The following is a 26,104-nucleotide window of genomic DNA, read 5'->3' as shown; positions in this document are numbered from 1 at the left end:
CATCTCTTTCAACATCATTTGGTTGCTATCGCTTCGTTAACTTCCTTAGTAATGACTTCGCCGCCAGTTTTATTCCAGCTCTCTACAAACTTATCAAATGCGTCAGGTTTCTGCTCACCTGTAATGATTTTCAAATACATTTCAAGCTCCATTTTAGTAAGTGTTGGCCATTTCAAAGTCATGGATGCTGTACTTCCAAAGAACAATGGATTCACTTCTTTAATATTTGAGGCTTTCACCAAACTAGCTGTTGTAATACTGGAAGTGTAGCCAGCCCATGCATTAGAATCTGGTGTTCCTCCATTCTTCTCACTATCAAGATATTTCTTATAGGAGTTATAAGCCGTCAAATCCTCATTGCTAGTCAATTTACTTGTATCTCCTGTTTCTAATGCTTCTTTCATGATGTCAACATTACGATAGAAAGCGTCATAATAATCGATATTAATGGCAAGTGGAGATCCGCCAACATTCATGCTCTTATAATCTTCAAATTCTTTCAGAGCTTTTGCATCTTTTTCTTGGTAACGCTGATAGTCATATTGAACACTCACGAGCTTGGCTGCCAGTTCAGGATGTTCAAAGCCTTTGCGAACAACCAAATAACTGCTGGAAGGATTTCCAGTGAACATGGTAAGCGAGCCATCCTCTGATTGCGGGGCAACATAAGATACCCATTTCGCTTCTGGATTCAGCTTAAGCGTGTCAGCCACAGTCCAGCTTCCCCACCAGTTATCCATGAACGAACCACTTTTTCCGCTTGTAAGTAGCGCCTTGCGATCATCACCAGTACGTACGGCAAACTGACGATCAATCAAGTTATTCTTGTACATTTCAGACAACTTGGCCAGTGCTGGCTTCATCTCTGGTTGAACAGATCCGTATACGGCCTTTCCACTTCCATCATCAATCCACTGTTTTGGATACGCACCATATAATGAAAAGATATTATTAAATGAGAATTGTCCACCAGAAACACCAGCAACGTTTTCATTATCAACAATAAGACCTAGCGTTTTACCCGCTCCGTTGCCACCTGGATCTTTTTCTACAAATTGCTTAATAATGTTCTCGACATCGGCCATTGTTTTTGGATCAGCAAGTCCCAATTTGTCCATCCAGTCTTTACGAAGCCAGAGGATACCAGGGCCATGTGAGATTTCAGTTGTTGGTATAGCCATCAGCTTGCCATCAAACTTTGCACTATCCAGAACACGTCCACCGTAGGAATCATAAATTTCCTTAATACGGTCACTGGCCGTATTCTCATAAGCTTCTGTCAGATCTGCAATCAGATCGTTCTCATAAAGCTGTTGCAATGTCGCATAGTCGGGAACCACCATAAGATCAGGGATTTCACCACTTACAATGGCCATCGAAACTTTCTGACTATAGTCTGTACCATCATTCGATTCAAACGAGGTCGTATTTTGGATATTCAGCTTATTCTTGAAATATCTTGTCCATACATTGTTGGTGGAATTATCACCCTCATAAGAGGTTCCTGCAAGTGCCGAATAGCTTGTTGCCACTTGTCCCACAGAATAAGAAACCGTTTCAGGATATGCGCCAAACGGAGTCGTCTGTGCTTCTTTCCATGCAGGATCACTCGCATCTGTCTTTGGGGTAGATGCTGAAGAATTATTAGAACTCGAACAACCTACCATAGCAACAGCTAATAGTGATGCTAATATGATGGAGCTTGATTTTCTCAATTTATGTTTCATTATAAGAGCCTCCCTTTTTCTATAAAAAACTCGTATTAGAAAACGATTTCAAAGCGCCGGCCAGCTTCAAAAAAAATTTATATTGTTACTTCCTTAAGTTTATAGATTCTTGCTATCCATCGTAAACGCAAAAAAATTATGTTTTACACAAATAAATACTCATCATTGATGATAATATCGGGGAATTATTGCTACGGTCGAAGATGTTATACTACAATATCAATGTCACTACATGTCGAAAGGTGGTACATAATGTTATCCATACTGGTGGTAGATGATCATAAGGAGGAGCGAGAGGGGATTGCTTTCCTCATTAAGGAGCTTGGCTTCCCCCTCCAATTGCATGTTGCAGAAAACGGCCGTAAAGCACTTGAATATGTAAGCGCACACTCTGTCGATATTCTATTTACCGATGTGCGGATGCCTATAATGGATGGATTACAGCTAACAAAGGAAGCATTAAAGCTGCACTCCAAACTTAAGGTGATCTTATTCAGCGGATTCGCTGAATTTGAGTATGCTAAAACAGCCCTCTCCCTGGGCGTATCCGAGTATCTTTTGAAACCGGTTAATATAGAAGCGTTCCAGACTACTTTGGAAAAGGTTATTCAGGAATTAAAGCACCAGCAGCAAAAAGAAAAAGCGTCTCAAAGAAAGCTAAGCTATGTGAGAAAACATCTACTCTTCTCTCTAGTCAACGGCATCGGAAGCCCGCCTCCTCTTCAAGAGCTGTCTATTGAATTACCGAGCCAATACAATAAAATGCTTTTGTTAGAATTCGATAAGCCATTTTTTGAATCTGTAGATTCGGAATTCGAAGAGTTTGTACTTGGTTTAGTAGACTCATCTGCTGATTACTTAAATCTAAACGGATGTCAAAGCCTACTACTGTTTCCTGAGCAAAAGTCCCCTTCTTCCCAGTTTGATAATCATTCAGCGATGCACCTGCATCATTGTATCCTTGATAAATATAAAGTGAATTGTTATCTCGCTATGAAAGAGGAAGTAACCTCAATACTAGATTTAGGTTCAATTTTGACTTCATTAGAAGAATTGATGGAATATCGTTTTTTTCTCCCAGATACTTTTGTATTTAATACACAAAATGACTTACATTTCTCTGAGGCCTTGTATCCAGACCTTACAGATAGTCATCTACTAGATCAGATTCGTAATAATTTGAAGGATCAAGATATTTTTAGCTTACGGGCAAATACTGAAATTTTATATCAAAAATACGTACATCAAGTACAGTATTCACATTTGTATGTAAAGTATATGTTCTCCACCATCTATCAAGAAATCATGACACAAGCTGCACCGATATCAGAAATGGAGCTGCAGACTGCCGTCGAGACCATATATGGATCTGAAGATTTGCGGGACATCAAAGATATCATATTTGAAGGTATCGCTCGGATTGATCAGAACTCCACCAACCATGAGCCTATTCAGAACCGTGATGTCGATGCCGTCAAACAATATATTGAACAATATTATGCAGATGATCTCAGTCTGGAAATGCTTGCTGCTAAAGTGTATTTATCTCCACATTATCTTAGCTCCATCTTCAAGAAGCAGACAGGCTGTGGGCTTAATAAATATATTAAGAATGTCCGCATGCAAAACGCAAAAGAGTTGTTAACAAATACGCATCAAAAAATATCAAGCATTTGCACCGCAGTGGGCTATCGCAATATTTCATACTTCTGCCAAAATTTCAGGGATTTCTATGGGTACACACCAGAAAAATATAGACAGTATAATCAGAAGTCCTCTGTATATCGGGAGGAGCATTATGCAACTTTGGCGGACACTTAAGCAAAATATTCACGATTTGAAGTTTCAAACCAAGATCATGCTTTCATTTATGTTAATCAGTATGATCCCTGTTATTGTATTGGGCAGCTTCTGCTATCAGGAAGCCAAATCTTCCCTCATTAAGCAATCCAAATCTGATTTGAAGGCAGCCTTAAATCAAGGGGCTTTAGCTTTAAATAGTCATTTAGATGTCTACAATAAACTCATGAATTTCTTGAGTTTTAATCAGGAAATTATTAATTCAGCCAATCATACCTATACAAGTATGTATGAAATGTATGATCAGTTAACCCATGTGATTGACCAAAATTTCAATACGGCACGGTATCTAAATACCGGTGTAGAACAAATAACGCTGTATACAGGAACCAATCTTTTGGCACATGGCAATACCGTCCGAGCCTTAAATGATATTAAACAGAAACATTGGTACCCGGCGTTGATGAAGTCAGTCGATGTCCTGTGGTTTACGGATAACAAGGAAATTTTTGCTGTTCGACGCATTATCAATACGAAACAGAAAAATCCTAAAGAAAATGTGCTGTATGCACGTGTGAATTACGATTCGCTATTTAATCCTTTTGACCCCCTACTCTCTCAGGGTTCAGAGATTCTTGTCAAAGATGCTTATGGAAAATCGATCTATGCCTCGCCTGGTATAGAAGGATATATTCCTTCCAATAGCACAGACAACATGGATACGCTGCAATGGAAAAATACAAAGTACACTGTATTGCAATCTGAAGTTCCTATATCAGGATGGACAGTGATGTTATGCAAACCTACGAAGATGATTACGAATTCTGCCTGGAAAATCCTCACGACAATCGGGCTTGTTATTGTTGCCTGTATTGCTGCCGTTGCTATAACTGCCAATCTATTCTCTCGAAAATTCAATTCACAAATTAAGCGTCTACGCAATAATATGCGTACCGTAGAAGAGGGGTCCCTGGAAGTTACGGTCACCAGTACATCCAAAGATGAAATCGGAGATTTAATCAGAGGTTTTGGCAATATGGTTGACAAAACTAAAGTGTTAATCGATAAAGTATATATTGAGGAAATTTCACGAAAAGAATATGAAATGAAAGCCCTACAATCTCAGATCAATCCTCATTTTCTATATAATGCTCTTTCGCTCATCAATTGGAGAGCCATTCGAATCCATGCCACAGATATTAGTGAAATGGCGCAGCTTCTGTCCACGTTCTATCGGACTACCCTGAATAAAGGGAATAATATCATTTCAGTTTCGGATGAACTATTGAATGTACAAGCTTATATACAAATTCAGCTTAACATGCATAGCAACAGCTTTGAGGTAGAATACCAAATCGACGAGGCTATTCTCTCTTATTACATGCCTAACCTGATGCTTCAGCCTCTAATAGAGAATGCTATTATTCATGGCATCGAGAATAGAGAAGAAGAAGGAAGCAAAATTATTCTATCCGGAGAAATGGTGGAGGAGTGTATCCTCTTCAAAGTAAAGGATAATGGCGTTGGCATCCCACAAGAACGACTTAATCTTCTGCTAAAATCCCAGTCGATAGGCTATGGGCTCAAAAATGTAAATGACCGGGCTATGCTAATGTACGGACCAGAATACGGCTTATCCATTAGCAGCATTCTAGGACTGGGAACGGAGGTCATCTTTCGATTTCCATCCAAAAGATACGAAGGTGGCTCAAATTTATAACGATTATACTCAAAATCAACCGGGACAAGTACGCTGGTTTCAAAAAGACCCGGTTGATTTACTTCAATTCATTGATTTACAAATGATCAGGAGCGCTTTCCTCCCCCGCCCATTCGGCAGAAACACGCACATAGTCCCCCACATCAGGAGACGTCACCAGTTCAATAATGATCAATTCGAGCGGTGTAATCGCCCGCAAACCATGTCTCGCACCGGCAGGTACTGTGACCGTGTCTCCGGCTGTAACTGCATGAAGAACGCCGTTCATACGGTACTCTCCATCCCCCGAAAGTAAAGACCATATTTCTTTGGTATGCCTGTGAAAATGATAGCTGGTGTGCTTTCCTGCCAACATCGTGATTTTGGAAGTCGTAACCTCAACCCCTGCAGCTGTTCGTGAGAAATCGAGAATGCGCGAGCTTCCCCACCGCTTTTCTTCAATCATCGGCTTCGCCGCATGACCCTCCAGCTTCTGCTTAATCCGTTTCGCCTGCTCGATCCCAGCAACCAAAATACCATCCGCACCCGCCGCCACAATCAAACCTGGGGCACCAATAACATGCACGGGACAAGAGAGCTCGTTCACCAAATAGGTTCCTTTTGAATCCTCAGAAATGCTTCCTCTGCCAATTGTTTTTACCTGCAAATGAGGGGTAAGTGCATCCCAACTACCAATATCCGCCCAAACTCCGGTGTAAGGAATAACTACCGCTCGCTGCGTATGCTCAAGCACTTCATAGTCAAAACTTCGTTCTGGCAATTCGTCATAAAGCTCCACTAGCTCCGTGTAATCTACTGGAAGCTTCCGTGTCACCATACTTGAGAGCAAGTGTCCTAATGAGCAGGAGAACACCCCACAGTTCCATAGTCCTCCACGGGAAATGAACTCGGCCGCCGCCAATTCGCCGGGTTTCTCTGCAAATTGCTTCACATTTAGAAAAGACGTCCCCTCTGAACCTTCACTCGGCAATATATACCCGAACTGTGTGGATGGGAATTCAGGCGTAACACCGATCAGGGCAATATCCGCTTGTGATTCGGACAGCACGCTGGGAAACTGCCGAAGCTGACTGAAAAAAGAAGCCTCTACATAAGAGTCCACCGGAATGACCACAACGATCTCTTCTAAGTTTATTTTCTTTACGGAATGCAAATAGCTCGCCGCCAGTGCAACTGCAGTAAAGGTTCCCCGCTTCTGTGGCTCCGCCAGTAAAGCAACCTGATTTCCAACAGATTTGCGGGTAATTTCCACCTGACTGCGATGGGTTACAATGCAGCTTGAATCTAACAATCCTGCCTCATCCAGCCCTCTGCATACTCGCTCGATCATCGACTCCATGCCGCCATTTTCTGTTGGGAGAAGTCTTAAAAATGCCTTTGACCTGATCTCATTTGACAGCGGCCACAACCTCTTCCCCGATCCCCCTGAAAGGAGCACGATCTGCAACGTTATCGCCCCCCTGCGCTGGACTTACTACCCGGTGTTCTCACATACCCCTTCCGCTTATGAAAAGACAAGGATCTGTATTTTTTCGCCAGCTCATTCAGCTTCTGCTTGGACAGCTGACCTGCATTCATATGAAGACCTTTATTGCGTGCTGTTTGGATCTTCATGCCCCCACGTTCCTTCGAATACAGGTAATTCCCATAAGTTTCGAATTCAGAGAAAGCAAATTGCTTAGTACGGTTCATACTGTGTAAAATCGCCGAATACCAGGGCTTCTGATGCTTTGCTTCTATTTCTCTTTTCATTTGGGCCAATTGACTACGTTCAAACAGCATGTAATGGGTCACAAAAGAGGATGTAGATGACGCCTTTCTACCCATCAGCTTCCTATAGGTTGTAAAGTACTGAGGCTGACTCCAATTGCGGCTGTAAAAAATCGTCTTTCCCTTCTCACGGAATCTATGAGGAGCGATTAAGACCGTATCTGCATCGATGACTAAAAAATAGTCAGCCGTACACAGCTTGTCACCATTCAATTTCAGCAATTGCTGAAACAACCACCCCGACCGTTCCCATGTGCGTGAACGGTAATGAATGTCTTTTTTCGTAATCGGCAGGACCGTATTCTCATTAATAAATGTGCAGCCCTTAGCACGGCAGAAATCGATGATCCGCTGCTTCTTGGGAGCAACAATCAAAATTTCGCCGATGGGATGCTTAACATGTGCTCGAACAGCGTCAATTACATAGGGCAGTGTAGCCAGATCTTTTTCAATAGCCGGAATCAGTACATCTATAGTAGCGGCATGTCTTATGCTGACTTTACGGGGTGAGGGCATAGGGTCATCTCCATATCATGATTTTGCTTTAGGATATGAGCATGATAAGGAAAGGGAATGGGCTTTACTGTAAACATAAGAGCGGGGCGCTCACGGAGCCCATTTCGCTCCTTTCTGGGGGATTTATGCCCTTCTTTCCGCTCACCTAGCCTAATTCCAGCATTTCTACGGGATTTATACCGTACTTTACGCTCACGGAGCCTAATTCCAGCATTTCTACGGGTTTTATACCGTACTTTCCGCTCACCGATCCTCACCCACGCAACCAAACCTCACCCTTTATCCACACTATATCCAGCATTTTTTTCTGTGCAGCAAAAACGCTGGGATGGTATATTGTAGATTGGCTAAATTTAAGACACTATTTAAGATGAACTCAAAGCATCATAAGATTAGATTCTTTGAGGACACTCTATACCGAAATATATGAAGGTGAATCTATTGAATAAGCTCTTATTTCATAATATCCCGCTGGGAGCAACCGGCGAACGCATCCCGCAAGCGGCAGTAGCTTCAGCACAGACCAGCAAGGAACTAGTGAAGCGGGAAGAGGGGGACTCCGCTTATTTCCGCAGGCTGGAGGAAGGCGGCATCCTGCTCAACCGCCCGCAGATTGCCGCGGTGCGGCATCATAAAGGGCCGCTGCTGACACTGGCCGGCGCAGGCTCCGGCAAAACCTCGGTTCTGATCTGCAGAACCGGTTATTTGTTGTCCGTGCGCGGCGTCTCGCCAAGTCAACTGCTATTGCTGACTTTCTCTAGCAAAGCCGCGGCAGAAATGCGCGAACGTATCGCTCTCTTGCCGGGCGTAAGCACAGCGGACGTCGCAAGGCTGCAGGCTCGGACGTTCCATTCCTTTTTCCTGTTTTTCTTACGCAGACAGGGATTGCAGCAGGAAATTTTCAGTGAGACACGGCGCCAGCATATCCTATTGAAGCAGATCATGCGGGAACTCGGGCTGCCGAAGGATGCTTATCCTCCAGAAACCCTACTCTCACTACTCTCTTCCTGCAAAATGAACATGGGCACCGTGGAAGATCTACCGGAAGCAACCACTGCCGAAAAAGAAATGAAATCCATTCTAGAAATATATGAACAATGGAAACAAGAAAATTTCAAAATTGATTTCGATGATGTCCTCTTAATTGCTTATCGGATGCTGAAGGAGCGTCCGGCGCTTTTGCAGGAATTGCAGATGAGATATTTGTATGTAATGGTCGATGAGTTCCAAGATACAAATGCCTTGCAGTATGAGCTTGTCAAAATGGTTGCTCACCCACAGCATAACCTAATGGTGGTTGGTGATGATGACCAAACGATTTATTCCTTCAACGGGGCGCGCAGCGAGTTCATTTTGGAGTTCGAGAAGCTCTATCCGGGAGCCAAGGTGATTACTCTCGATATTAATTACCGTTCTGGTCCAGCTATAGTCGGACTCGGCAACGGCATTATCCGGCACAATACACGCCGGCGCTCCAAAACCCTGCAAGCGGCCAAAGGCAGCGGAAATCAGCCCCGGTATTTGCGTCCGCAGACAGCAGACGAGGAAGCTGAGCAGATGATCGAGCATATTTTAAATGAGGTCTCTACCGGCAAAAGAGAATATCGAGACTTCGCCATGTTGTATCGAGCGTCCAGCAGTAATCGGGCTGTTCTCGAACTGCTCCTTTTACGCGATATTCCTTATATTGATTACGGAGAAGGACAATTATTGTACGAGCACTGGTTGATCTCTCCGGTAGTGGATCATTTGCGACTCTCCGTAAATCGGCGGAATTTTGCAGCGATGGAGAATATCCTGCCGACGCTGTATATGAACCGTGAAAAAGGCATGAATCACATCCGCCAGATGGAAGCGAGACAGCCCAAACAAGGACCGCTGATCCACCTGTTGTCTATGCCTGGCATGGAAGACTTCAAGGGAGGTAAGCTAAGAGATCGGCTCGATCTCATTCGGAATATACGTGAACTGACCCCGATACAAGCGATCCGTCAGATCCGTAGCCAATTCTATGATTATTTCATCGAGGCGAATGAACGGCATCAAGCGACGCTGCACCGAGAGACGTTAAAAGAAATGCTAGATGAGCTAGAATCCTCTGCGGCGCGTTTCGACAGCATCCCTGCCTTTCTTGATTTCATAGATAATGTTACCGAGCGCAACGAGCATAATCGTCAACCTGGCACGAAAGAGCAAGGCAACCGGATTGCATTAATGACCATTCATAAATCAAAGGGACTTGAGTTCCCTGTAGTCTTTTTAATTGGAGCGTCTGAGGGAATCCTTCCGCATAGCTCTGCACTGGAGGGCGACCGGCTAAAAGACCGCAAGCTTGCGGCCGCAAGCATTGGAGCTTCAAGCTTAGCAGCATTGGAGGAAGAGCGGAGACTAGCGTATGTGGCAGTTACGAGAGCCCGTGAGGAGCTATTTATCAGCTCGCCCGCACAACATCGGGGTAAAAAAGCGGAGGTCTCCCGCTTCATGTTATCCGCCTTCCGATCTGCCGTTTCTGCTTCTGCAGCGACTTCGGTGGGCAGAACTGTAACGACAAGATCGGTAACGACAAGAGCCTTGCCGACCAGCCGAACAACCACAACAAAAACCCATGTCGTTCCAGTATGGAATTGCACGAGCAGCAGTTGTCCTGGTTGGACACGCATGAAAGCTGGCGGAGCTGAGGATCACTTGACCTCAAAGCCCTGCCCACTCTGTAGCTCATCTATGACGAAAGATCAAAGAGAAGTTCCTGTATAATTTATACGCAAAAAAGCAAGTTTCCACTTCCTTGGAAACTTGCTTTTTAATATAACACGCCAGGGTTCAGCTTAGGTCCACGCCCACAAAAATCCATCCCGATCCCATGCGATCTTTCCGCCATGCAGCTTCCGGAAAGCTTTCTTTACTTCCTTGGACAGTGAGGCATTGCCGTTCTCATTCACAAATACAAATTGTTCCCCAAAATTCTCTTTCACATATTCAATCGCCGCAGTCTGGTACAAGGTACCCGTAAAACGAATTTCCTTAACCATCCATTCGGCTACGTCTTGCGCAGTTACCTCCATATGGATATGCCCCCTTCCGTGTGTACTTCTTGCTAAAATGTGCCCTCATTATAACATGAATACAGCCCGACCGGACAAACGTCCGAATCGGGCTGTATTGGGCTGATTCTAATTATTGTAGATAGTTACGATTCGAAGGATAACGAGTTTTCTGTCCACCACTTACCATCAGCAGAATTCCTGTAATTAAGTGTAATCCCCAGCCCACAAATGGAATCCAAGCGAGTAAAGAAGTTATAATTCCGAGTACTGAACCATAAATAGATTCTTGGTTCTTTGAAGATAAAATTAAAGTAACCAGGTGAAGAATAAACATCAATCCCAGTACAGAGTATCCACTGAACATTACAATAGCAGCACCCAGAAATGGAATCGCCAAAATAATCTCACACGAACCTGTAATCCATTTCATGGATTTAGAAGTACTCAATAGATAACCTCCTAAATAGGAAAAATATACTATTTAGTATACAAAAAATCCATGCTTATCGCATATGATTTTTGTCGTGCTTTACTATTTTATGTTTATCCTAAAATTACAGGTTCCTCTACTTCATGCTGTAATTGCTTCTGTACAAATGGAGGCAATCCTTCCTTACTCATTGCAGCCGAAGGAGCAAGACCTAAGCAGTGGCACATTAGCGGAGCTAGCCGCAACTGGGGGATTATTTGATCCTCTTTTTCCCGCGGTAATCGATCTACTCCAAACGTATATAACGGCACATCCCGTTCAGAATTGGTTTTTCCGCCGTGGTACCCATTGGCATTCATCCCATGATCTGCCGTAATCAGAATCTTATATCCCTGCTCCATCCAAATGGGCAAAACAGTGGCCAGCAGACCATCGGCAGTACGCACGGAAAGCTCATATTCCTTGCTCTCCCCGCCATAACGATGCCCGGCATCATCTATGTTCATGGAGTGAATGTATAGAAAATGCGGATCAAAAGCACTCCGTAAATATACAGCGTCGGCAAACACATGGCTATCAGGATAGTGATCCTCGAAATAAAAACTGCCATGCTGAATCGGCTTCATCACATTGTGCTGATGGCGGTCAGCCAGCGGATCAAAGGGGGCTGAATTATAAAGCTCACTGATCCAATGATAGGCGACAGCAGCTGTACGCAGATTAGCATTCACTGCCAGATGGAATACGCTCTCTTCATAGCTTGGTCTGACAATATGGTTAGCCGTAATTCCATTTTTGGACACGGGTGTACCCGTTAAGAGCACTTCATAAAGCGGACGTGACAAACTGGGTAATTCCGACTGTACTCGATAACAAGATAAGAGTTCCTGCTCCACAAGATGCTCCAGATACCCCATGTATGTGCGAGCTGCATCATATCTAAGTCCGTCTAAGACAACCACAATAAGTTTATTGGTCATTTCCGTCATTCTACTCACGCTCCTTCTCGCTCTAAATGTAAAAGCTCGGAAGGGTTCAGCGCCAGCGTGACTTTATCCCCTTCTCCAACCCGCAGCCAGCGTCCGTCATTTAAAAGATCAACCGTTAATCGGATGCCTTCAGCCTCAACCGTACATCGAATGATATTCCCTAACACAGATACCGATTTAATGATTCCATCCACAAGCTGTGCTCCGGCAGCGGCCTCCTGTTGACCTGCTCCCTCATGCAGTAGGGTTACAGCCTCAGGACGAATAGCAAAGCTGTCCATCCCACTATCTATTCCATGGAACAGCGCCATTACTTCGGGCCGAGTTAATACGTTATAACTGCCCATGAACCGGGCAACGAACTCTGTGCGCGGCGCAGTGTACAGTCCTTCCGGTGTTCCATCCTGAACAATTCGTCCCCCGTTCATAATACAGATGCGGTCGGATAGAATCAGTGCTTCCTCCTGATCATGCGTAACGAATAGTGTCGTCATGTTAAAGCGCTTCTGAATATCGCGAATTTCGGCACGTAGATTCTTACGAATCTTAGCATCGAGTGCACTCAGGGGTTCATCCAGCAGTAACACTTTGGGCTGCACGGCAAGAGAACGGGCCAATGCTACCCGCTGCTGCTGTCCACCGGAGAGTGAATGCGGATAGACGTCCCGCTTCTCCTCCAGATCAACCAAAGCCAGCAATTCGTCTGCGCGACTACGACGGGCCGACTTGGATAAACCGCGCATCTTCATACCATATTCAATATTTTGACTTACCGTCAGATTAGGGAACAGCGCATAGGACTGAAACACCATGCCCACCTCGCGTTTACGGGGCGGCAGATTGGCCAGATCTTTATTCTCCAAGAGAATTCTTCCGCCATCCAGCTCCGAAAGGCCAGCTATGCAGCGCAGTAATGTGCTTTTTCCACAACCGGAGGGCCCCAACAGCGTCACAAGCTCCCCTTCGCGAATCTCCAAATCTATATTGTCTAGCACACAGGTATCACCGAACATTTTGCGTATCCCCTGCAGCTTCAGATAATCGTTCATCCCTTAACGCCTCCTCCCATCTTTTTGCCAAGCTTCATCAGTACCATTGAAAGGACTAGAATAAACAGAAAATACGAGATTGCAATCGCGCTGGCTAAATGTCCGCTTTCGCCCATTCTTTGATAAAGATATACCTGAATCGTCTGAATATGCCCCCCAACTAGCATGTTTGTAAGGACAAATTCGCCGAATAGAACGGAGAAGGATAACAGGGTCGAGACGATAACCCCAGGCCAGATATTTGGTAAAATCACATTCACAAAGGCCGTTCTGCGGCGGGCACCAAGCAATTCCGCGGCATGCAGCAGTTCTACAGCGTTAACGGTCAACAGACTATTACGAATGCCCTGATACATATAGGGAAGGATGACCACAAAGTACGCTCCTACCAGTAAGTAAGCTGTTCCAGCGATGTCAAAGAGACCCGTGGAATAGGTACGGATAAGTCCCACCGCAGCTACTACACCGGGCACGGCATAGGGCAGAACAACAATCACTTTCATAAAGCTCTCCCAATGTGGAAAATAAATCGTGATGACAAAAACAGCTGGCAGCATCACGGCCAGACTCAGCACCACGCTAATCAGGCATAAATACAGCGAGGTCCAAAGCGCCTCTAAAAAACGAATATCCTTAAACATTTCGCTGAACCAATTCAGTGTCCAAGCTTGAGGCAATAAGGTATTCTGCCAGTCCAACGCAAAAGCATACATACCGGTTGCCAACAGTGGAAGTAATAAATACACCATGAGCAATAGCATAAAGGTGCGTGGTGCGAAGCCCGCTTTACGTATATTCATTGCCGAGCCTCCTCATTAGCTGCTGTCCATAAGCGCCGAGAAGACTTGGCTTTTACATTCGTTTTACTGACCGCTTTAGCTCCGAATCTCTCCGTACGCCGAACCATCAGGTGATTCAGATAGACGGCCAAAATCGTAGTCAATCCAAGCAGAACAGCAAGCGTACTGCCCATTTCCGGCTGAGTCACCACATCTCCGGCAACGAGTGAACCGATCCGTACCGCCAGCAGATTATAATTACCGCCAACCAAAGCATATGCTGTAGCATAAGCGCCCATCGCATTAGCAAACAGTATCCCGAGTGTGCCGAAGATCGCCGGCGTTAGAATTGGTAGCCCGATCGTCTTCCAGAACTGCCATGGCCCAGCCCCCAGCAAGGATGCTGCCTCTCTCCACTGCTCACGAATGCCATAAAAAGACGGATATAAGAGCAGTAAAGCTAACGGAACCTGAAAATATACATACACCAGAATCAGACCAGACCAGCTATATAAATCAAAATCGGTAAAAACACTCCAGCCCCACTGTTTGAATAAGAGCGTAAATACCCCGTTATTTCCGAGCAAAATAATATATGCAAAAGCTAGTGGAACCCCTGCGAAGTTAGAGGTCATATTCGACAGCATTAAGAGTCTGTCCCTTACCCTCGGAGTGAACCGAGTAATACAATAGGCACAAAAAAGTCCGACAATGATCCCTATCAGACTAGAGGTTAAAGAGATCAGCAAGCTGTTTTTAATTGCCTGCATGTAATAGGCACTTTGCAGTGCGTGCAGATAATTACCTAGCGTAAACCCAGTCCCATCTGCCTTTTGGAAGCTTCCCGTCAGCATGGACAATACAGGTACCAGCTGAAATGCCAACACCATCATTGCAAACGGAAGGAGTGCCAGGATCACACCGCGGCTTTTCTGTTTCAACTTACTCACTCCTTGTCGCGGGAATAGAACAAGGGCACCTTACGGCATCGTGACGAAGGCGCCCTGCTTCTTTTTTTAGGGGGAGAACAATCCTAGTTCAAATGCACAAGTACACGTTCCTGCCATAGCTGCGGAATAGTCTTCGCTGTCTCTTCCCAAACCTTGTAATCACCTACAGGTTTAGCGTTGACATACTCTTCTTTGGATAGCAGCTTAGCCGCAACATCATCAGGCAGCTTTACACTGTCACGGATCGGACGAGCGTACCCTTTGGCAAGGTTAACCTGTCCTTCATCACTAAGGATATATTGACGTGTCAGCTTCGCAGCGTTAGGATGCGGCGCATATTTGTTAATGATCGTTGCATAGCCGCTCACTACACTGCCTTCCTTTGGAATGGCTACCGCGAAGCCATCTTTGTTGATCTGGTCTCTATAGTTCAAAGCGTTGAAATCCCACAGCAGGGTAACTTCTACTTCCCCTTTTTCAATGTTAGCAAGGGAAGCTTCTGCATTGGAGAGACGCCCTTTTTTAGCCAAATCCTCGAAAAAAGCAATCCCCGGCTCAATGTTCGACTCATCGCCACCAAAAGCAATCGCTGCGGCCAATACAGCCATCTGCGCTTGAGCAGCTTTGGTTACATCGCCAACGATGATTTTGTAATTGCCGTTCTTCAGATCTTCCCAGCTCTTCGGTGGATTAGCCACGAGCTTGGTGTTCGTCAGAAACGAAATCGTCCCTTGATAGCCGACAATCCAATTTCCGTCCTTATCCTTAGCCCAATCTGGGATCTCATCCCAATAGGTCGTTTTATAAGGCTGCGTTACCCCTTTATCTACAGCAACCGATCCAAAAGCGATCCCTACATCTCCAATGTCAGCCGTTGGCTTGTCTTTTTCCGCATCAAACTTGGCAATTTCCTCCGCGCTCGACATATCGGTATCTGAATGTGTAAGACCATACTTACTACTCATATCACTCCATGTATCTTTCCAGTTCGCCCAGGAATCCGGCATTCCCACACTGATAACACTGCCCTCTTCTTTAGCTTTACTCTCAATCTCGGTCAGACTTAATTCTTTGGTGCCAGCATTTCCATTCGTTGATTCGTCAGCCTTAGCCGAATTTCCACAAGCAGCAAGCAACAGGACGAGCAAGGATAACATTAGACCCATCGACAATTGATTTTTGATCCCTTTTTTCATGATTTCCCCTTCACTCCTATTTCTTATTTGCGGGCTTCTTTATGCTCCAACTGTTAGGCACCCAATTGCAGTATAGGCGTGTACTATTATCGTGACATTAAGGAGGATAGGAATATTTGTAAATAAAAAGGAAGACATGCCAAAAAGCCACCTGATCCACTCAGGCAGCTTTGGTGTTTACGTTATTTTATTAAAGCCATCTTACCTTCTACGTGCCGCCATACTAACCACACCGTATCTATAGAGCACTTTCTTACCGAACCAACCAAATAGCCGATCCGTGAAAAAGCCCATAAAACCAAGGCAGAACAAACCAACAAAGATCCAATCGGTACGAAAAAATAACCGTGAATTCCAAATCAGATAACCTACACCTTCGTTCGAAGCAATCATTTCCGCCCCGATAATCGCCATATACGAAGTTCCCATCGCTAGCCGGATGCCTGTGAAAATGTACGGTATCGTCGCCGGAACGATCACATGAATCAGGATTTGCCACTCACTAGCGCCCATACTGCGGGCTGAGCGGATTTTATCCTCCTCCACAGACATGACACCGGTCAAGGTATTCAGCACCACAATAAAAAAGGTAGCGTACATAATCAACGCAATCTTCGACTGCTCCCCAATCCCAAACCACACTAGAAACAATGTGATAAACGCAATCGGCGGGATAAACCGGATGAAGTTCAGAAAAGGCTCTGCAAAGATACGAATCACATTCACCTTTCCAATTACCAATCCTACGGGAATCGCTATTAAACTGCCGAGTACCCAGCCAATGAGCACCCGGTAAAAGCTAATGCCGATATATTGCATCAAGGTGCCATCTTCCAGCAGTTCCCGTCCACCCTTGAACGTACTCCATGGCCCAGGGATCACATCAGGACCGTAGATCACCGCTCCAAGCTGCCAGATGCAGAGTGCGGCAATCCATAGTATGGATACGGAGACCCATTTCTTTTCCACCCATTTCATCATCTGTTCCACCTTATCCTATTCTTCGAAATGGCCCTGAATTTGATTGTATAGCGAGTAAAATTCCGGTGAGCTTATATCCCGCGGATAAGGGAGCGTGTTGTCATAAATGTTCGTGATGTTAGAGGAAGGCCCCACAGACATAATGCCGATCCGTTCCCCCAGCAGCAAAGCTTCCTGAATATCATGGGTTACAAAAATCACCGTCTTATGCGTCTGTTGCCAGATATTGACCAGCTCCTTCTGCATCGTCCTCCGAGTCATCGCATCCAGCGCACCAAATGGCTCATCCATCAGCAGGATCGCCGGATCATTGGCGAGCACTCGTGCCAACTGGACACGCTGCTTCATACCACCTGACAGCTCCTTAGGGAATTTCTGCTCATGCCCGTTCAGCCCAACAAGCCCGATGAACTTATCCGATATTGTGCGTCGTTCTGCCTTCGCGATTTTCTTCATTCTCAGTCCAAACTCCACATTCTCTCGAACCGTTAGCCAAGGGAATAAAGAGGAATCTGCTTGCTGGAACACTACTGCCCGATCTCTGCCCGGTTTATTCACCTCTTCGTTATCCACCCGAAGGTTACCGCCAGATTTGGAAACAAATCCGGCGATCATATTCAGCAGCGTCGATTTTCCGCAGCCACTTGGGCCGAGTAGAACGAAGAACTCCCCACCTTTGATTACGAGATCCACGTCTTTAATAATATAATGAACATCTCCGGCGGCTGGCTCACTGTAGCTCTTGCGAAGCTGCTCAATATGAATGGTGTGCTGCTTAGCAGGTAATGACATGCTGAACCCTCCTATTTCTTATACGTGACTTCATCCGGCAAAGCTTTGGTCAGCGGTTCAAGATTAAGCTTGCTATCCAGATCGAAGTCCTTTTCGATGATTCCAGTGTCGACCATATATTTCTTCTGTTTAGTCAGACTGTCATATGCTTCCTGCGTGAACCCAAGGGCCCAAGGATTATTTGGAAGATCTTTGATCGTGGATTCCTTAGGCTGCTTCACTTCCTCGTACATCAGATCAGCCACCTCATCCGGATGAGCCTGTGCATAACTCCCTGCTTCATCCACTGCTGCGAGAAAGTTCGCGATCCCCTCTGGATTGTTGGTTACAAAATCATTACCTGCTACAATGCCCATACCTAACCGTACGGTTGTTTTGGACATATCCGTCAGCTCATGTACGCCAGCAAGGGCACCCAGCTTATCATTAAGAACAGAACCATAGAACCATGCCCCATCCACAGCCCCCTGCTTCAAAGCAATATAAGATTCATCAAAGGCTCCCTGTCCTATCAATTCCACATCACTTAGAGCAAGCTCATGTTCTTTCAAATATTCATCCCAAAGGTATGGAATAAAGGTTCCGCGAATAAAGCTTAGCTTCTTACCCTTCAATTCCTCAGCTGTCTTGATGTCATCCTGTACGAACAGCTTCCATTCTGTTGAAGCTTCATCTGTCGCTAGACCTGCCGAGGCGATGATTGAGTAATCCCCTTTCGACACTGCGTTCAGCAAGGGGAAGTCCGCCCCGAAAGCCACATCCACCTGTTTAATGAAGAGTGCATTCACACCTTCTGCCGGAGAACCAAAGTTGACTAGTTCAGCATCTATCCCGTGTTTGGCAAAGATACCTTTATCTAACGCCACACGAAAAGTTGGATTCGTATTGATGTCGGCGATTTTAATCTTCAATGTCTCTTCTTTGCCGCTTGCTGCTCCATCTTTAGCGGGCGACGCATCACCTTTGGAGCTGCAGCCTGATAAAAGGATAACAACGGATAAGGATAAGAGCAGAAAGCTAGAGTTGATCCATGATTTTTTCAAAACGACATCCCCCTCAAATTTATGAATTGGCTTTGCGGCTACTACCTTCATCTGTCGTCGCCACACAAGCAGCTCCCTCAACAAACGGCAGGGTTGTCGCCACACTCACTACGGAATCCGAACCTTTAGGTGCGGCCCCCGGTACTCTGAACTGTGTTACATCTATCGGCTCAATCGCTTGTTCTTCCGGCTTCTCCAGCTGTGGTACCCACGAATATGGCACACGATAGGAACGATAAACCATGTTCGTATTTCTGGAGTCAATAAAAGGTGAGATATATTCCCACACCAGTTCATGTTCTGGCGTAACCTCGAAAAGTCTACCGTTAGATCCTTCTGTAATTAAGGTGTTGCCATTCAGCAGTCGCTGGGCTGAGCTGATATAAGGACTGTAGAATTTATAAGAATCCGTCGGAACGGAGAAGCCTGCCTCTGCCGCGGTATACTGCCATTCAATTTCGAGTGTCACTGGATTAATCTCCAGAATTCGAGAGTAGTCGCGTAGTGCATTCTTTTGCCCAAAGGGTGAGGATGGATTAGGAAGACCGTAACCGCCCCAACCTCCGTTATCAAATACGAGTAAGTTTCCTTCTCCGGGCAAGCCCTTCGGAATGATGTGGGCGTGATGCTGGCCAATGATCCAATCGATAGACTTCAATTCTGGTATTGAGTAGTCTGGACCAATTCTCCACACGATGGCCCCGGTACGCTTATCTGTAATTGCGATAATATTCGCTTCCCGCGCATCCCAGATCACGTTATCTGGATGGAAACGCTCATCACCTGCATCATAAAACTTATTAGGTCCTACATAGGAAGCTGAATTGATATGCAACCAGTCACCCACACCGCCCCCCAAATTTCCGAAGGAACGTGAGTTAGGATCACGGAATAGGACATTTTTTGCCGCTTCATCAAAGCCCAACTCTGCAAAATGTTCATTTGGAGCCCACTCCCAAACGATATTCCCTTCCCAATCCACCTCGATAATCGTGTCATCCAGCAACTGCTTGTCGGAAATTTGGTGGTTGTAAATATTTTTGTGAGCCAGGATTAGGGTATTGCCGCCATCTACCTTTGGCTCCAGCCCTGGTGCAAAATAACCGACTGGATTACCTTCACGCTGATAGTCATGATGCTGACGGGCATACCAGAGCGCTTCATAACCCGGATCTTCTATATGCTCGTAGCTGTTGTATTTCCACACGATGTTACCATCCCAATCGACCTGCACCAGATCTACATTATCCTGAATACCAAATTTCGGATCTCTTCTGCCAGTGCTGCCTAGCACATAACCACCAGGGAAGATTTTAGCCGGAAACCCGAGCAGCCCCTTCCACAGATGCACTTCTTTACCGTTCATATCAATCAGAACAACGCCCTCTTCACCCGCTTGAAATACGGTATAACCACTCCATGCTTTGCCCGGATTATATACGGTTGCTCCAGTTGGATATATCGTTGAATGTCCCATAATTCATCTCTCCTACATTTGATTTATTTTAATAGCTAAGATAATTGCTTTTCTTGGTGACTGCCCGTGGCTTCTGTTCAAGGCTCGGTGAGGACTCGGCCTCCGCATTCTCCTTCGCCAGCTTCAGCAAGGTATCTGAGAATCCTTCAAGATTGCTGATGATTCGCTGATAAAAGTGACTTTGCTGCGTCAATTCCTCTTCCGTAAACCCCTCAAACAGAAGCGAAATACATCGTTCCCCAATGTTGCTGTTAAGCTCTGCCATCTCGCGGCCTTTGTCTGTGATGTCCAGCATCACCGTCCTGCGGTCCCCTTCCTTACGTTTGCGTACAGTAAATCCACCTGCCTCAAGCTTATCGCTCAATGCAGTGATCGCACCTGACGTAAAGTCCAGTTCATCCGCTAAATCACCAAGCCGCTGTTCGCCTTCGCGAATGATTTTTTGCAGAATCAGCATACCTGGCAAGGAGATCCCTTCCACAGTGACCTTATCCCGCTCCTTTACAAATCTGCGGACTACCTTACGAAATATCCAATCTGTCTCCTCCAGCTGACTCCAATACGTATCGCTCATCCCTACCTCATCTTTCTCCCTATCGGCCAACAAAAAAAGACTCCCAGCACATACCCCTGTCAAGGGAAAAGTGCGGGAGCCTTTGGCGGTCCAATCGGCTCGGATAAATTATTTCACTGTTCATTTAATTAGTGTTTAAGGATTGGTGATATCATATACCCCTTTATTCCTATCTGTCAAGTATGTATTTTAAAATATAGAAAAAAAGCCCCTATAGTGAAGCAGATCAAAAGCTTGTTCCAATCCAAAACCAAATAAAATTCAAGCTTTTTCATTGACATTTTGCCCATTGTTAAATATATTGTACCTAAGAACAAATGTTTACCTAGGGAAACAAATTAGATATTTAAAATAAATGTTTCCAACAGGAAACAAATCATTGAATATAAGACGAGGAGTTTTTTTATGATCCAAATCAGAAACCTAAACGTGGATTATTTCGGTAATTCAGCGCTAGAAGATGTAAACATAGATATTCCTTTTGGGTATACGATCGGAATTATCGGGCCCAATGGTGCAGGGAAATCTACATTTATTAAGTCGTTGTTAGAGGTGATAAAAAAGAGAACAGGATCCGTTATGGTGGAAGGTAGAGATATTTCTGAGTACAAACGGAAGATCGCATATGTGCCACAAAAGAACGACATTGATCTTACTTTTCCAATCACAGTAAAAGATACCGTACTAACTGGAACCTACCCAAATTTGAGAATCTTCCAGCGCCCAGGTAAAAAAGAGCGGCAAACCGTTGAGGAATGTATGACCATGGTCGATATCAGTGATCTTGCGAATAAACAAATCAGCAATTTGTCTGGGGGACAACTACAAAGGGTTTTTATTGCCAGAGCGCTTGCACAACGGGCAGATGTATTTTTTTTAGATGAACCTTTTGTCGGCATAGATCTAGTCAGTGAGAAAATTATTGTAAAGCTGCTTAAACAGCTCCGCGAAGAAGGAAAAACTATACTTATCGTTCATCACGATCTGCATGAGGTGGAAGAATATTTTGATAAAGTAATCATTCTTAATAAAAAACTCATTGCCTTTGGTGATGTGAAAGACACCTTTACAGCCGACAATATCCTCAACGCATACGGGGCCTCCTTAGGTAATCTGGTGATCAAAGGGATGGGAGGAACAGCGAATGATTAATTATTTGTCAGAGTTATTAAACATTCCAATCTATGCACTTAATGCGGGATTGTCTGCTATCATTCTTGGCATTGTCTCAGGCGTTCTAGGAAGCTTTATTGTGCTCAGAAAGATGTCATTAATGGGCGATGCTTTATCTCATGCTGTATTACCAGGTGTGGCGCTCTCTTATATTCTAGGGATCAACATTCTTGTGGGCGCTTCATTGTTTGGACTGTTAGCGGCAATTCTCATTCAATTTATTACAAGTCGCAGCAATATTAAAAGTGATACCTCGATCGGGATTATTCTCAGCTCATTTTTCGCTCTAGGAATTGTCCTCATCACTTTCGCCAAAAGTGGACTTGATTTAACTCATATTTTATTTGGTAATATCTTGGCCGTCCCACAGTCCGAGTTAACGCAATCCTTTATTATCATGCTTGTTGTTATAGCCATCATTTCATTGTTATACAAAGAGCTTTTGATTAGTTCGTTTGATCCTGTCGTCTCTAAGGCCTTCGGTTTGAAAACAGGGTTCTATCATTATCTATTGATGATGCTGCTATCTGTGGTTACCGTGTCCTCGCTATCTCAAGTAGGTATTGTACTTGTGATTGCAATGCTGGTTATTCCAGCAGCTACATCGTATCTTTGGACAAATAAGCTGTTCCACATGATTCTCGTTGCTTCTACCATCGGTGCTGTATCTGGAATTATAGGTGTGATCCTAAGCTTTAGATTCAATTTACCTACAAGTGCCACCATTGTTCTGGTAGGCGTAAGTTTGTTTGCTATATCATTTATTATCTCGCCCAAAAATAATTTTCTAAGAAAAGGGGTTAAACAAGGATGAAAAAAACAATAAAGATGCTCTCTTTGACAATGTTCATCTTACTATTTACTGCATGTTCAAACGTTAGTGAGGGAGAAGGAAACAACGACAAATTAAAAATTGTTGCCACATACTCCATTATCGCGGATATGACTGAAAACATTGTAGGGGAAAAAGCTGAGGTATACAGTATGGTTCCCATCGGAACAGACCCGCATATGTACGATCCATTACCGAAGGATACAAGTAAAGTATCTAACGCAGATTTAGTTTTTTATAACGGATTAAACCTGGAAACGGGTAAGGGATGGTTTAAAGATCTATTAGATGTCACCAACAAAAAAGAGGTTGCCTTTGCTGTTTCAGATGAAGTAACCCCAATGTTCCTAACAGAAAAAGGCAAAGAAACTCAAGAAGATCCTCATGCCTGGCTCGATATTCAGAATGCGATTAAATATGTAGATATCATCACTAAACATGTCATCGAAAAAGATCCGGACAACAAAGATTTTTATCTGAATAACCAATCAGAATATGTAAAGAAGCTTAATGAATTGGATCAATATGCAAAAGAAGCGGTAGAAAAAATCCCGCAGGAGAAACGTATTTTGGTTACAAGCGAAGGGGCATTTAAATATTTTTCAAAAGCCTACGGATTTAAATCCGCATTTATATGGGAGATCAATACGGATAGTCAAGGTACGCCAGAACAAATGAAAAACATCATTAACATTATTGAGGAGAATCAAGTGCCCGCTTTGTTTCTGGAAACGAGCGTGAATCCGAAAACAATGGAAACGATCTCCAATGAAACAGGAGTACCGATACACTCCAAGATTTTTACCGATTCTTTAGCGAAGAAAGGCGAAGAAGGCGACACATACCTTAAAATGATTAAATGGAATATCGATAAAGTCATTGAAGGATTAGCGTCATAAAAAAGGCTGTCGAGAATTTTCTCGACAGCCTTAACTCCTGTAAAGGACATAGCGGATAATTATCGTCCAGTTTCGATTACAATTGCCTGACTATCCTCATCATAAACCTGCATAAAAGATGAAACGGTCGGCAAGTAATCGGCTGCTACATACAAAGTACCCTTTATGTTTTGCACATTAAGCCCCCCGTTTGGCTTTAGGGAAAGTGTCCACTCCCCTTTGCTAATCATCGTCTCTTTACTTCCCGCATCCCAACGAATATCCGCTCCCCATGAGCTAAATAACGCTCTAACCGGTAAATATATTTTACCCGACTCCTTAATTGGTAGAGTGGCAGTGTTTAACTTCACCTGCACTCCGTCCAACCATACTTGGATGTCCTTACCTGCTGGCATTAGCGAGACTGCATCAAGCAGATCAGCTTCGCTACGAAGTGGCTTAAGGGCTTGCAAGTCGAGTTCTAATACCTTTAACTTATTATTCAGCGTATCTGTCACATACAATTTCCCGGAGCCAAGCGCAACACCGGAAGGCTGATTAAACATCACTTGATCCAATGCTCCAACCTGATCTCCCGAGATGCCCTGTCCTGCAACTGTGATGACTCTTCCATCCTTCTGAATGGCCCGAACCCGATGATTTAGACTATCAGCAATCAGCAACACTCCATCGGCATAAGCCAGACCACGAGGACGATTGAACAATGCCGTCTGGCGATCGCCATTCTGGAACCCTCCAGCCATATAACCAGTCACTGGATCAATAGGGGTTGCTTTGCCTGCAAAGGTCTCAACCTTATCGCCTTTAATCCATCGGATCATCTGATTTCCACTGTCTGCCACATAGAGATTACCGGTTTCATCGAACACAAGACCCACAGGCTCATTAAACTTGGCCGAAGTCACCGCACCGTCCAAATAAGCACCATCGTTGCTCTGCTGACCCGCAAAAGTACTCACAACACCTTCCGGTGTAACTTTGCGAATCAGATGATTCAGCGTATCGGCTACGAATACATTGTTATTGCTATCTATCGCTAATCCGCCTGGGGCGTTAAATTGCGCCACATTGGGTTGTCCATCTTTATAGCCAGCGATTCCCGTTCCTGCGAGGGTGTACACTTTTCCGTTCTCTATTTTACGGATTACATGGTTATCGGTATCACTGATATAGATATTGCCTTTACTATCAGCGGCAGTGTATGTCGGATGATTAAACAAGGCCTCTTCGCTCTTACCATCGGTATACCCTTCAGCATCATGTCCAGCTACCGTCTGTAGATCGCCATTACTCCACTTGCTGATAGTACCACTTCCAGATTGCACGATAATGAGATCATTGCTACCAGGTACGGTAACCACGCCCAACGGCTGCTTAAGAGAGGATACAGCATTCGACGAACCATTCTTGACGATACTCCCTTGAATGCCGTCCTTCGTGTTTTGTGCTGTTTCCGCCGCTACGATATTGGAAAATGTTGCGCTTATAAGCATAAATCCGCAAGCGATGGAGATAAGTTTCTTGTTCATTGCGTTATTTTCTCCTCTCAAGGGTTACCGCACCCTTAGAATTGCATATTTACATAGAGCCTGAGCTCGTCTATTACAATTTGCATAGAACCTTCATCTGCTACTATATTTTTCACTATGGGAATGATCACGATATAAGGCTCAGAACCCATTGCGTTCAAGAATTCTGGCAAAAGTTTGAGTACAAAGGTATTCTCATCGTTTCGAACCAGCGTGTAATCCTTGCTTTCCAGAGGATGAAGTTCTCCCCCAGACAATCCCGGCCGATATCCAATCTGCCCCGTATCATAACCCAGTGAGTGAATCGTAAACTCTGGAGCATCGCCTTCACCTACAACCTCGGTATAGTTAAAATGACTTGGAGCAACTTGTCCTTCGAAATAAAAGCCCTCATTGAATAGCTGTTGATCTTCTTCCTGAACCTCCCCGGAAAGAGCATTCTTTAACAAACCGCCACTAACTTTAATTTGAACTACAGACCCATAAGAAATTCGGTCCATTAGATAAAGAACGAGCTTGTTCTCTTCAATGATTACCTCACCTATTTCGAACATGCTCTCACTCTCACCCAACATAACTTTCACCATATTCCTGATCTCATTAGGATTAGAGTCATCTGCTATATTAAAAGCCAGTGGAGCTGTAAACGGCACAACAATCTTATTATCACGGATGAGATAATCATAGATATGGTCTCTAAATTCCTGCTGATCCAGCTCTGGTACACCGATAGGAGCTGGTGTTTCCGTTGGCACGGGAGTCTCGGCAGGTTCCGGCATCGGCGTTGGTGATGCCGTTGGTTCCGGCGTCGGCGTTGGTGATGCCGTCGGTTCA

At 44.6% G+C, this 26,104-nt stretch carries 22 protein-coding genes and 1 pseudogene; 6 read left to right on the top strand and 17 right to left on the bottom strand.

Translation table 11 applies throughout. The features are described 5' to 3' along the window. Positions 1 to 14: 14 nt before the first annotated feature. Positions 15 to 1,727, bottom strand: coding sequence for an extracellular solute-binding protein (locus tag CA600_RS25245; protein ID WP_094873865.1), 1,713 nt, complete (start codon positions 1,725 to 1,727; stop codon positions 15 to 17). A 252-nt stretch (positions 1,728 to 1,979) separates the two neighbouring features. On the opposite strand from CA600_RS25245, the gene CA600_RS25240 reads away from it, so the two are divergent. Both CA600_RS25240 and CA600_RS25235 read left to right on the top strand, forming a co-directional pair. Further along, on the top strand, positions 1,980 to 3,548 hold the full coding sequence (locus CA600_RS25240; RefSeq protein WP_179281725.1) for a response regulator: 1,569 nt from the start codon (positions 1,980 to 1,982) through the stop codon (positions 3,546 to 3,548). Then, positions 3,526 to 5,247 (top strand): sensor histidine kinase, encoded by a 1,722-nt coding sequence (locus CA600_RS25235; protein ID WP_179281724.1) that lies wholly within the window; start codon positions 3,526 to 3,528, stop codon positions 5,245 to 5,247. The genes CA600_RS25240 and CA600_RS25235 overlap by 23 nt, the downstream gene beginning before the upstream one ends. A gap of 76 nt (positions 5,248 to 5,323) precedes the next feature. Here the strand turns inward: CA600_RS25235 and CA600_RS25230 are convergent, their stop codons facing one another. Beyond that, positions 5,324 to 6,685: a sugar phosphate nucleotidyltransferase gene (locus CA600_RS25230; RefSeq protein WP_256990009.1), complete on the bottom strand. Its 1,362-nt coding sequence runs from the start codon at positions 6,683 to 6,685 to the stop codon at positions 5,324 to 5,326. An 11-nt stretch (positions 6,686 to 6,696) separates the two neighbouring features. After that, positions 6,697 to 7,533 (bottom strand): DUF6492 family protein, encoded by an 837-nt coding sequence (locus CA600_RS25225; protein WP_094873858.1) that lies wholly within the window; start codon positions 7,531 to 7,533, stop codon positions 6,697 to 6,699. 441 nt (positions 7,534 to 7,974) lie between these two features. Between CA600_RS25225 and CA600_RS25220 the strand changes: the two genes are divergently transcribed. Next, entirely contained in the window at positions 7,975 to 10,287 is a 2,313-nt protein-coding gene (locus tag CA600_RS25220; protein ID WP_256990007.1) for a UvrD-helicase domain-containing protein, read from the top strand. A 71-nt stretch (positions 10,288 to 10,358) separates the two neighbouring features. Here the strand turns inward: CA600_RS25220 and CA600_RS25215 are convergent, their stop codons facing one another. The 12 genes from CA600_RS25215 to CA600_RS25160 form a co-directional block, all read right to left on the bottom strand. After that, on the bottom strand, positions 10,359 to 10,595 hold the full coding sequence (locus CA600_RS25215; RefSeq protein ID WP_042123499.1) for a DUF6953 family protein: 237 nt from the start codon (positions 10,593 to 10,595) through the stop codon (positions 10,359 to 10,361). A 112-nt stretch (positions 10,596 to 10,707) separates the two neighbouring features. After that, entirely contained in the window at positions 10,708 to 11,025 is a 318-nt protein-coding gene (locus tag CA600_RS25210) for a hypothetical protein (protein ID WP_094873854.1), read from the bottom strand. A 95-nt stretch (positions 11,026 to 11,120) separates the two neighbouring features. Further along, a complete protein-coding gene (locus CA600_RS25205) occupies positions 11,121 to 11,996 on the bottom strand; it encodes an alkaline phosphatase family protein (RefSeq protein ID WP_094873852.1) in 876 nt (291 codons plus the stop codon). Positions 11,997 to 12,001: 5 nt separating this feature from the next. Next, complete coding sequence (locus tag CA600_RS25200) at positions 12,002 to 13,045, bottom strand: ABC transporter ATP-binding protein (protein WP_094873850.1); 1,044 nt, start codon at positions 13,043 to 13,045, stop codon at positions 12,002 to 12,004. Next, the gene (locus tag CA600_RS25195; protein WP_094873848.1) at positions 13,042 to 13,845 is read right to left on the bottom strand and encodes an ABC transporter permease; all 804 of its coding nucleotides are present in this window, start codon (positions 13,843 to 13,845) and stop codon (positions 13,042 to 13,044) included. The genes CA600_RS25200 and CA600_RS25195 overlap by 4 nt, the downstream gene beginning before the upstream one ends. Then, on the bottom strand, positions 13,842 to 14,765 hold the full coding sequence (locus tag CA600_RS25190) for an ABC transporter permease (protein WP_094873846.1): 924 nt from the start codon (positions 14,763 to 14,765) through the stop codon (positions 13,842 to 13,844). Before CA600_RS25190 ends, CA600_RS25195 begins: the two co-directional genes overlap by 4 nt. Positions 14,766 to 14,857: 92 nt before the next feature. Beyond that, entirely contained in the window at positions 14,858 to 15,970 is a 1,113-nt protein-coding gene (locus CA600_RS25185) for an ABC transporter substrate-binding protein (protein WP_094873844.1), read from the bottom strand. A gap of 201 nt (positions 15,971 to 16,171) precedes the next feature. Further along, complete coding sequence (locus CA600_RS25180) at positions 16,172 to 16,948, bottom strand: ABC transporter permease (RefSeq protein ID WP_094873842.1); 777 nt, start codon at positions 16,946 to 16,948, stop codon at positions 16,172 to 16,174. Between the two features lie 18 nt (positions 16,949 to 16,966). After that, positions 16,967 to 17,743 carry an ABC transporter ATP-binding protein gene (locus CA600_RS25175; protein WP_094873840.1) on the bottom strand — a complete coding sequence of 259 codons (777 nt, stop codon included), beginning with the start codon at positions 17,741 to 17,743 and terminating at the stop codon, positions 16,967 to 16,969. 11 nt (positions 17,744 to 17,754) lie between these two features. Then, positions 17,755 to 18,786, bottom strand: a complete 1,032-nt coding sequence (locus CA600_RS25170; RefSeq protein WP_256990006.1) for an ABC transporter substrate-binding protein — start codon at positions 18,784 to 18,786, stop codon at positions 17,755 to 17,757. Positions 18,787 to 18,805: 19 nt separating this feature from the next. Further along, positions 18,806 to 20,263, bottom strand: a complete 1,458-nt coding sequence (locus CA600_RS25165) for an aryl-sulfate sulfotransferase (protein WP_094873835.1) — start codon at positions 20,261 to 20,263, stop codon at positions 18,806 to 18,808. Positions 20,264 to 20,291: 28 nt separating this feature from the next. Then, the gene (locus tag CA600_RS25160) at positions 20,292 to 20,837 is read right to left on the bottom strand and encodes a MarR family winged helix-turn-helix transcriptional regulator (protein WP_094873880.1); all 546 of its coding nucleotides are present in this window, start codon (positions 20,835 to 20,837) and stop codon (positions 20,292 to 20,294) included. A gap of 405 nt (positions 20,838 to 21,242) precedes the next feature. On the opposite strand from CA600_RS25160, the gene CA600_RS25155 reads away from it, so the two are divergent. The 3 genes from CA600_RS25155 to CA600_RS25145 are packed head-to-tail and all read left to right on the top strand — an operon-like array spanning position 21,243 to position 23,741. Further along, positions 21,243 to 21,989 (top strand): metal ABC transporter ATP-binding protein, encoded by a 747-nt coding sequence (locus tag CA600_RS25155; RefSeq protein WP_094873833.1) that lies wholly within the window; start codon positions 21,243 to 21,245, stop codon positions 21,987 to 21,989. Then, positions 21,982 to 22,824 carry a metal ABC transporter permease gene (locus CA600_RS25150; protein ID WP_094873831.1) on the top strand — a complete coding sequence of 281 codons (843 nt, stop codon included), beginning with the start codon at positions 21,982 to 21,984 and terminating at the stop codon, positions 22,822 to 22,824. The genes CA600_RS25155 and CA600_RS25150 overlap by 8 nt, the downstream gene beginning before the upstream one ends. Next, complete coding sequence (locus CA600_RS25145) at positions 22,821 to 23,741, top strand: metal ABC transporter substrate-binding protein (RefSeq protein WP_094873829.1); 921 nt, start codon at positions 22,821 to 22,823, stop codon at positions 23,739 to 23,741. Before CA600_RS25150 ends, CA600_RS25145 begins: the two co-directional genes overlap by 4 nt. Positions 23,742 to 23,800: 59 nt before the next feature. On the opposite strand, the gene CA600_RS25140 is transcribed toward CA600_RS25145, so the two are convergent. Both CA600_RS25140 and CA600_RS25135 read right to left on the bottom strand, forming a co-directional pair. After that, positions 23,801 to 25,270, bottom strand: coding sequence for a stalk domain-containing protein (locus CA600_RS25140; protein ID WP_094873827.1), 1,470 nt, complete (start codon positions 25,268 to 25,270; stop codon positions 23,801 to 23,803). A gap of 35 nt (positions 25,271 to 25,305) precedes the next feature. Then, a pseudogene (locus CA600_RS25135) lies at positions 25,306 to 26,104 on the bottom strand (hypothetical protein); the annotation flags it as partial.

It is taken from the genome of Paenibacillus sp. VTT E-133280, assembly GCF_002264385.1.
GTDB classification, from domain to species: Bacteria; Bacillota; Bacilli; order Paenibacillales; family Paenibacillaceae; genus Paenibacillus_AQ; species Paenibacillus_AQ nitricinens.
This window is presented reverse-complemented; position numbering and strand designations above follow the sequence as displayed.

Bases quoted from the DNA above. Each gene is read 5' to 3' on its own strand.
- CA600_RS25245 (WP_094873865.1), bottom strand. From the start codon at position 1,727: ATGAAACATAAATTGAGAAAATCAAGCTCCATCATATTAGCATCACTA.
- CA600_RS25240 (WP_179281725.1), top strand. From the start codon at position 1,980: ATGTTATCCATACTGGTGGTAGATGATCATAAGGAGGAGCGAGAGGGG.
- CA600_RS25235 (WP_179281724.1), top strand. From the start codon at position 3,526: ATGCAACTTTGGCGGACACTTAAGCAAAATATTCACGATTTGAAGTTT.
- CA600_RS25225 (WP_094873858.1), bottom strand. From the start codon at position 7,533: ATGCCCTCACCCCGTAAAGTCAGCATAAGACATGCCGCTACTATAGAT.
- CA600_RS25215 (WP_042123499.1), bottom strand. From the start codon at position 10,595: ATGGAGGTAACTGCGCAAGACGTAGCCGAATGGATGGTTAAGGAAATT.
- CA600_RS25205 (WP_094873852.1), bottom strand. From the start codon at position 11,996: ATGACGGAAATGACCAATAAACTTATTGTGGTTGTCTTAGACGGACTT.
- CA600_RS25200 (WP_094873850.1), bottom strand. From the start codon at position 13,045: ATGAACGATTATCTGAAGCTGCAGGGGATACGCAAAATGTTCGGTGAT.
- CA600_RS25195 (WP_094873848.1), bottom strand. From the start codon at position 13,845: ATGAATATACGTAAAGCGGGCTTCGCACCACGCACCTTTATGCTATTG.
- CA600_RS25185 (WP_094873844.1), bottom strand. From the start codon at position 15,970: ATGAAAAAAGGGATCAAAAATCAATTGTCGATGGGTCTAATGTTATCC.
- CA600_RS25180 (WP_094873842.1), bottom strand. From the start codon at position 16,948: ATGAAATGGGTGGAAAAGAAATGGGTCTCCGTATCCATACTATGGATT.
- CA600_RS25175 (WP_094873840.1), bottom strand. From the start codon at position 17,743: ATGTCATTACCTGCTAAGCAGCACACCATTCATATTGAGCAGCTTCGC.
- CA600_RS25165 (WP_094873835.1), bottom strand. From the start codon at position 20,263: ATGGGACATTCAACGATATATCCAACTGGAGCAACCGTATATAATCCG.
- CA600_RS25160 (WP_094873880.1), bottom strand. From the start codon at position 20,837: ATGAGCGATACGTATTGGAGTCAGCTGGAGGAGACAGATTGGATATTT.
- CA600_RS25155 (WP_094873833.1), top strand. From the start codon at position 21,243: ATGATCCAAATCAGAAACCTAAACGTGGATTATTTCGGTAATTCAGCG.
- CA600_RS25150 (WP_094873831.1), top strand. From the start codon at position 21,982: ATGATTAATTATTTGTCAGAGTTATTAAACATTCCAATCTATGCACTT.
- CA600_RS25145 (WP_094873829.1), top strand. From the start codon at position 22,821: ATGAAAAAAACAATAAAGATGCTCTCTTTGACAATGTTCATCTTACTA.
- CA600_RS25140 (WP_094873827.1), bottom strand. From the start codon at position 25,270: ATGAACAAGAAACTTATCTCCATCGCTTGCGGATTTATGCTTATAAGC.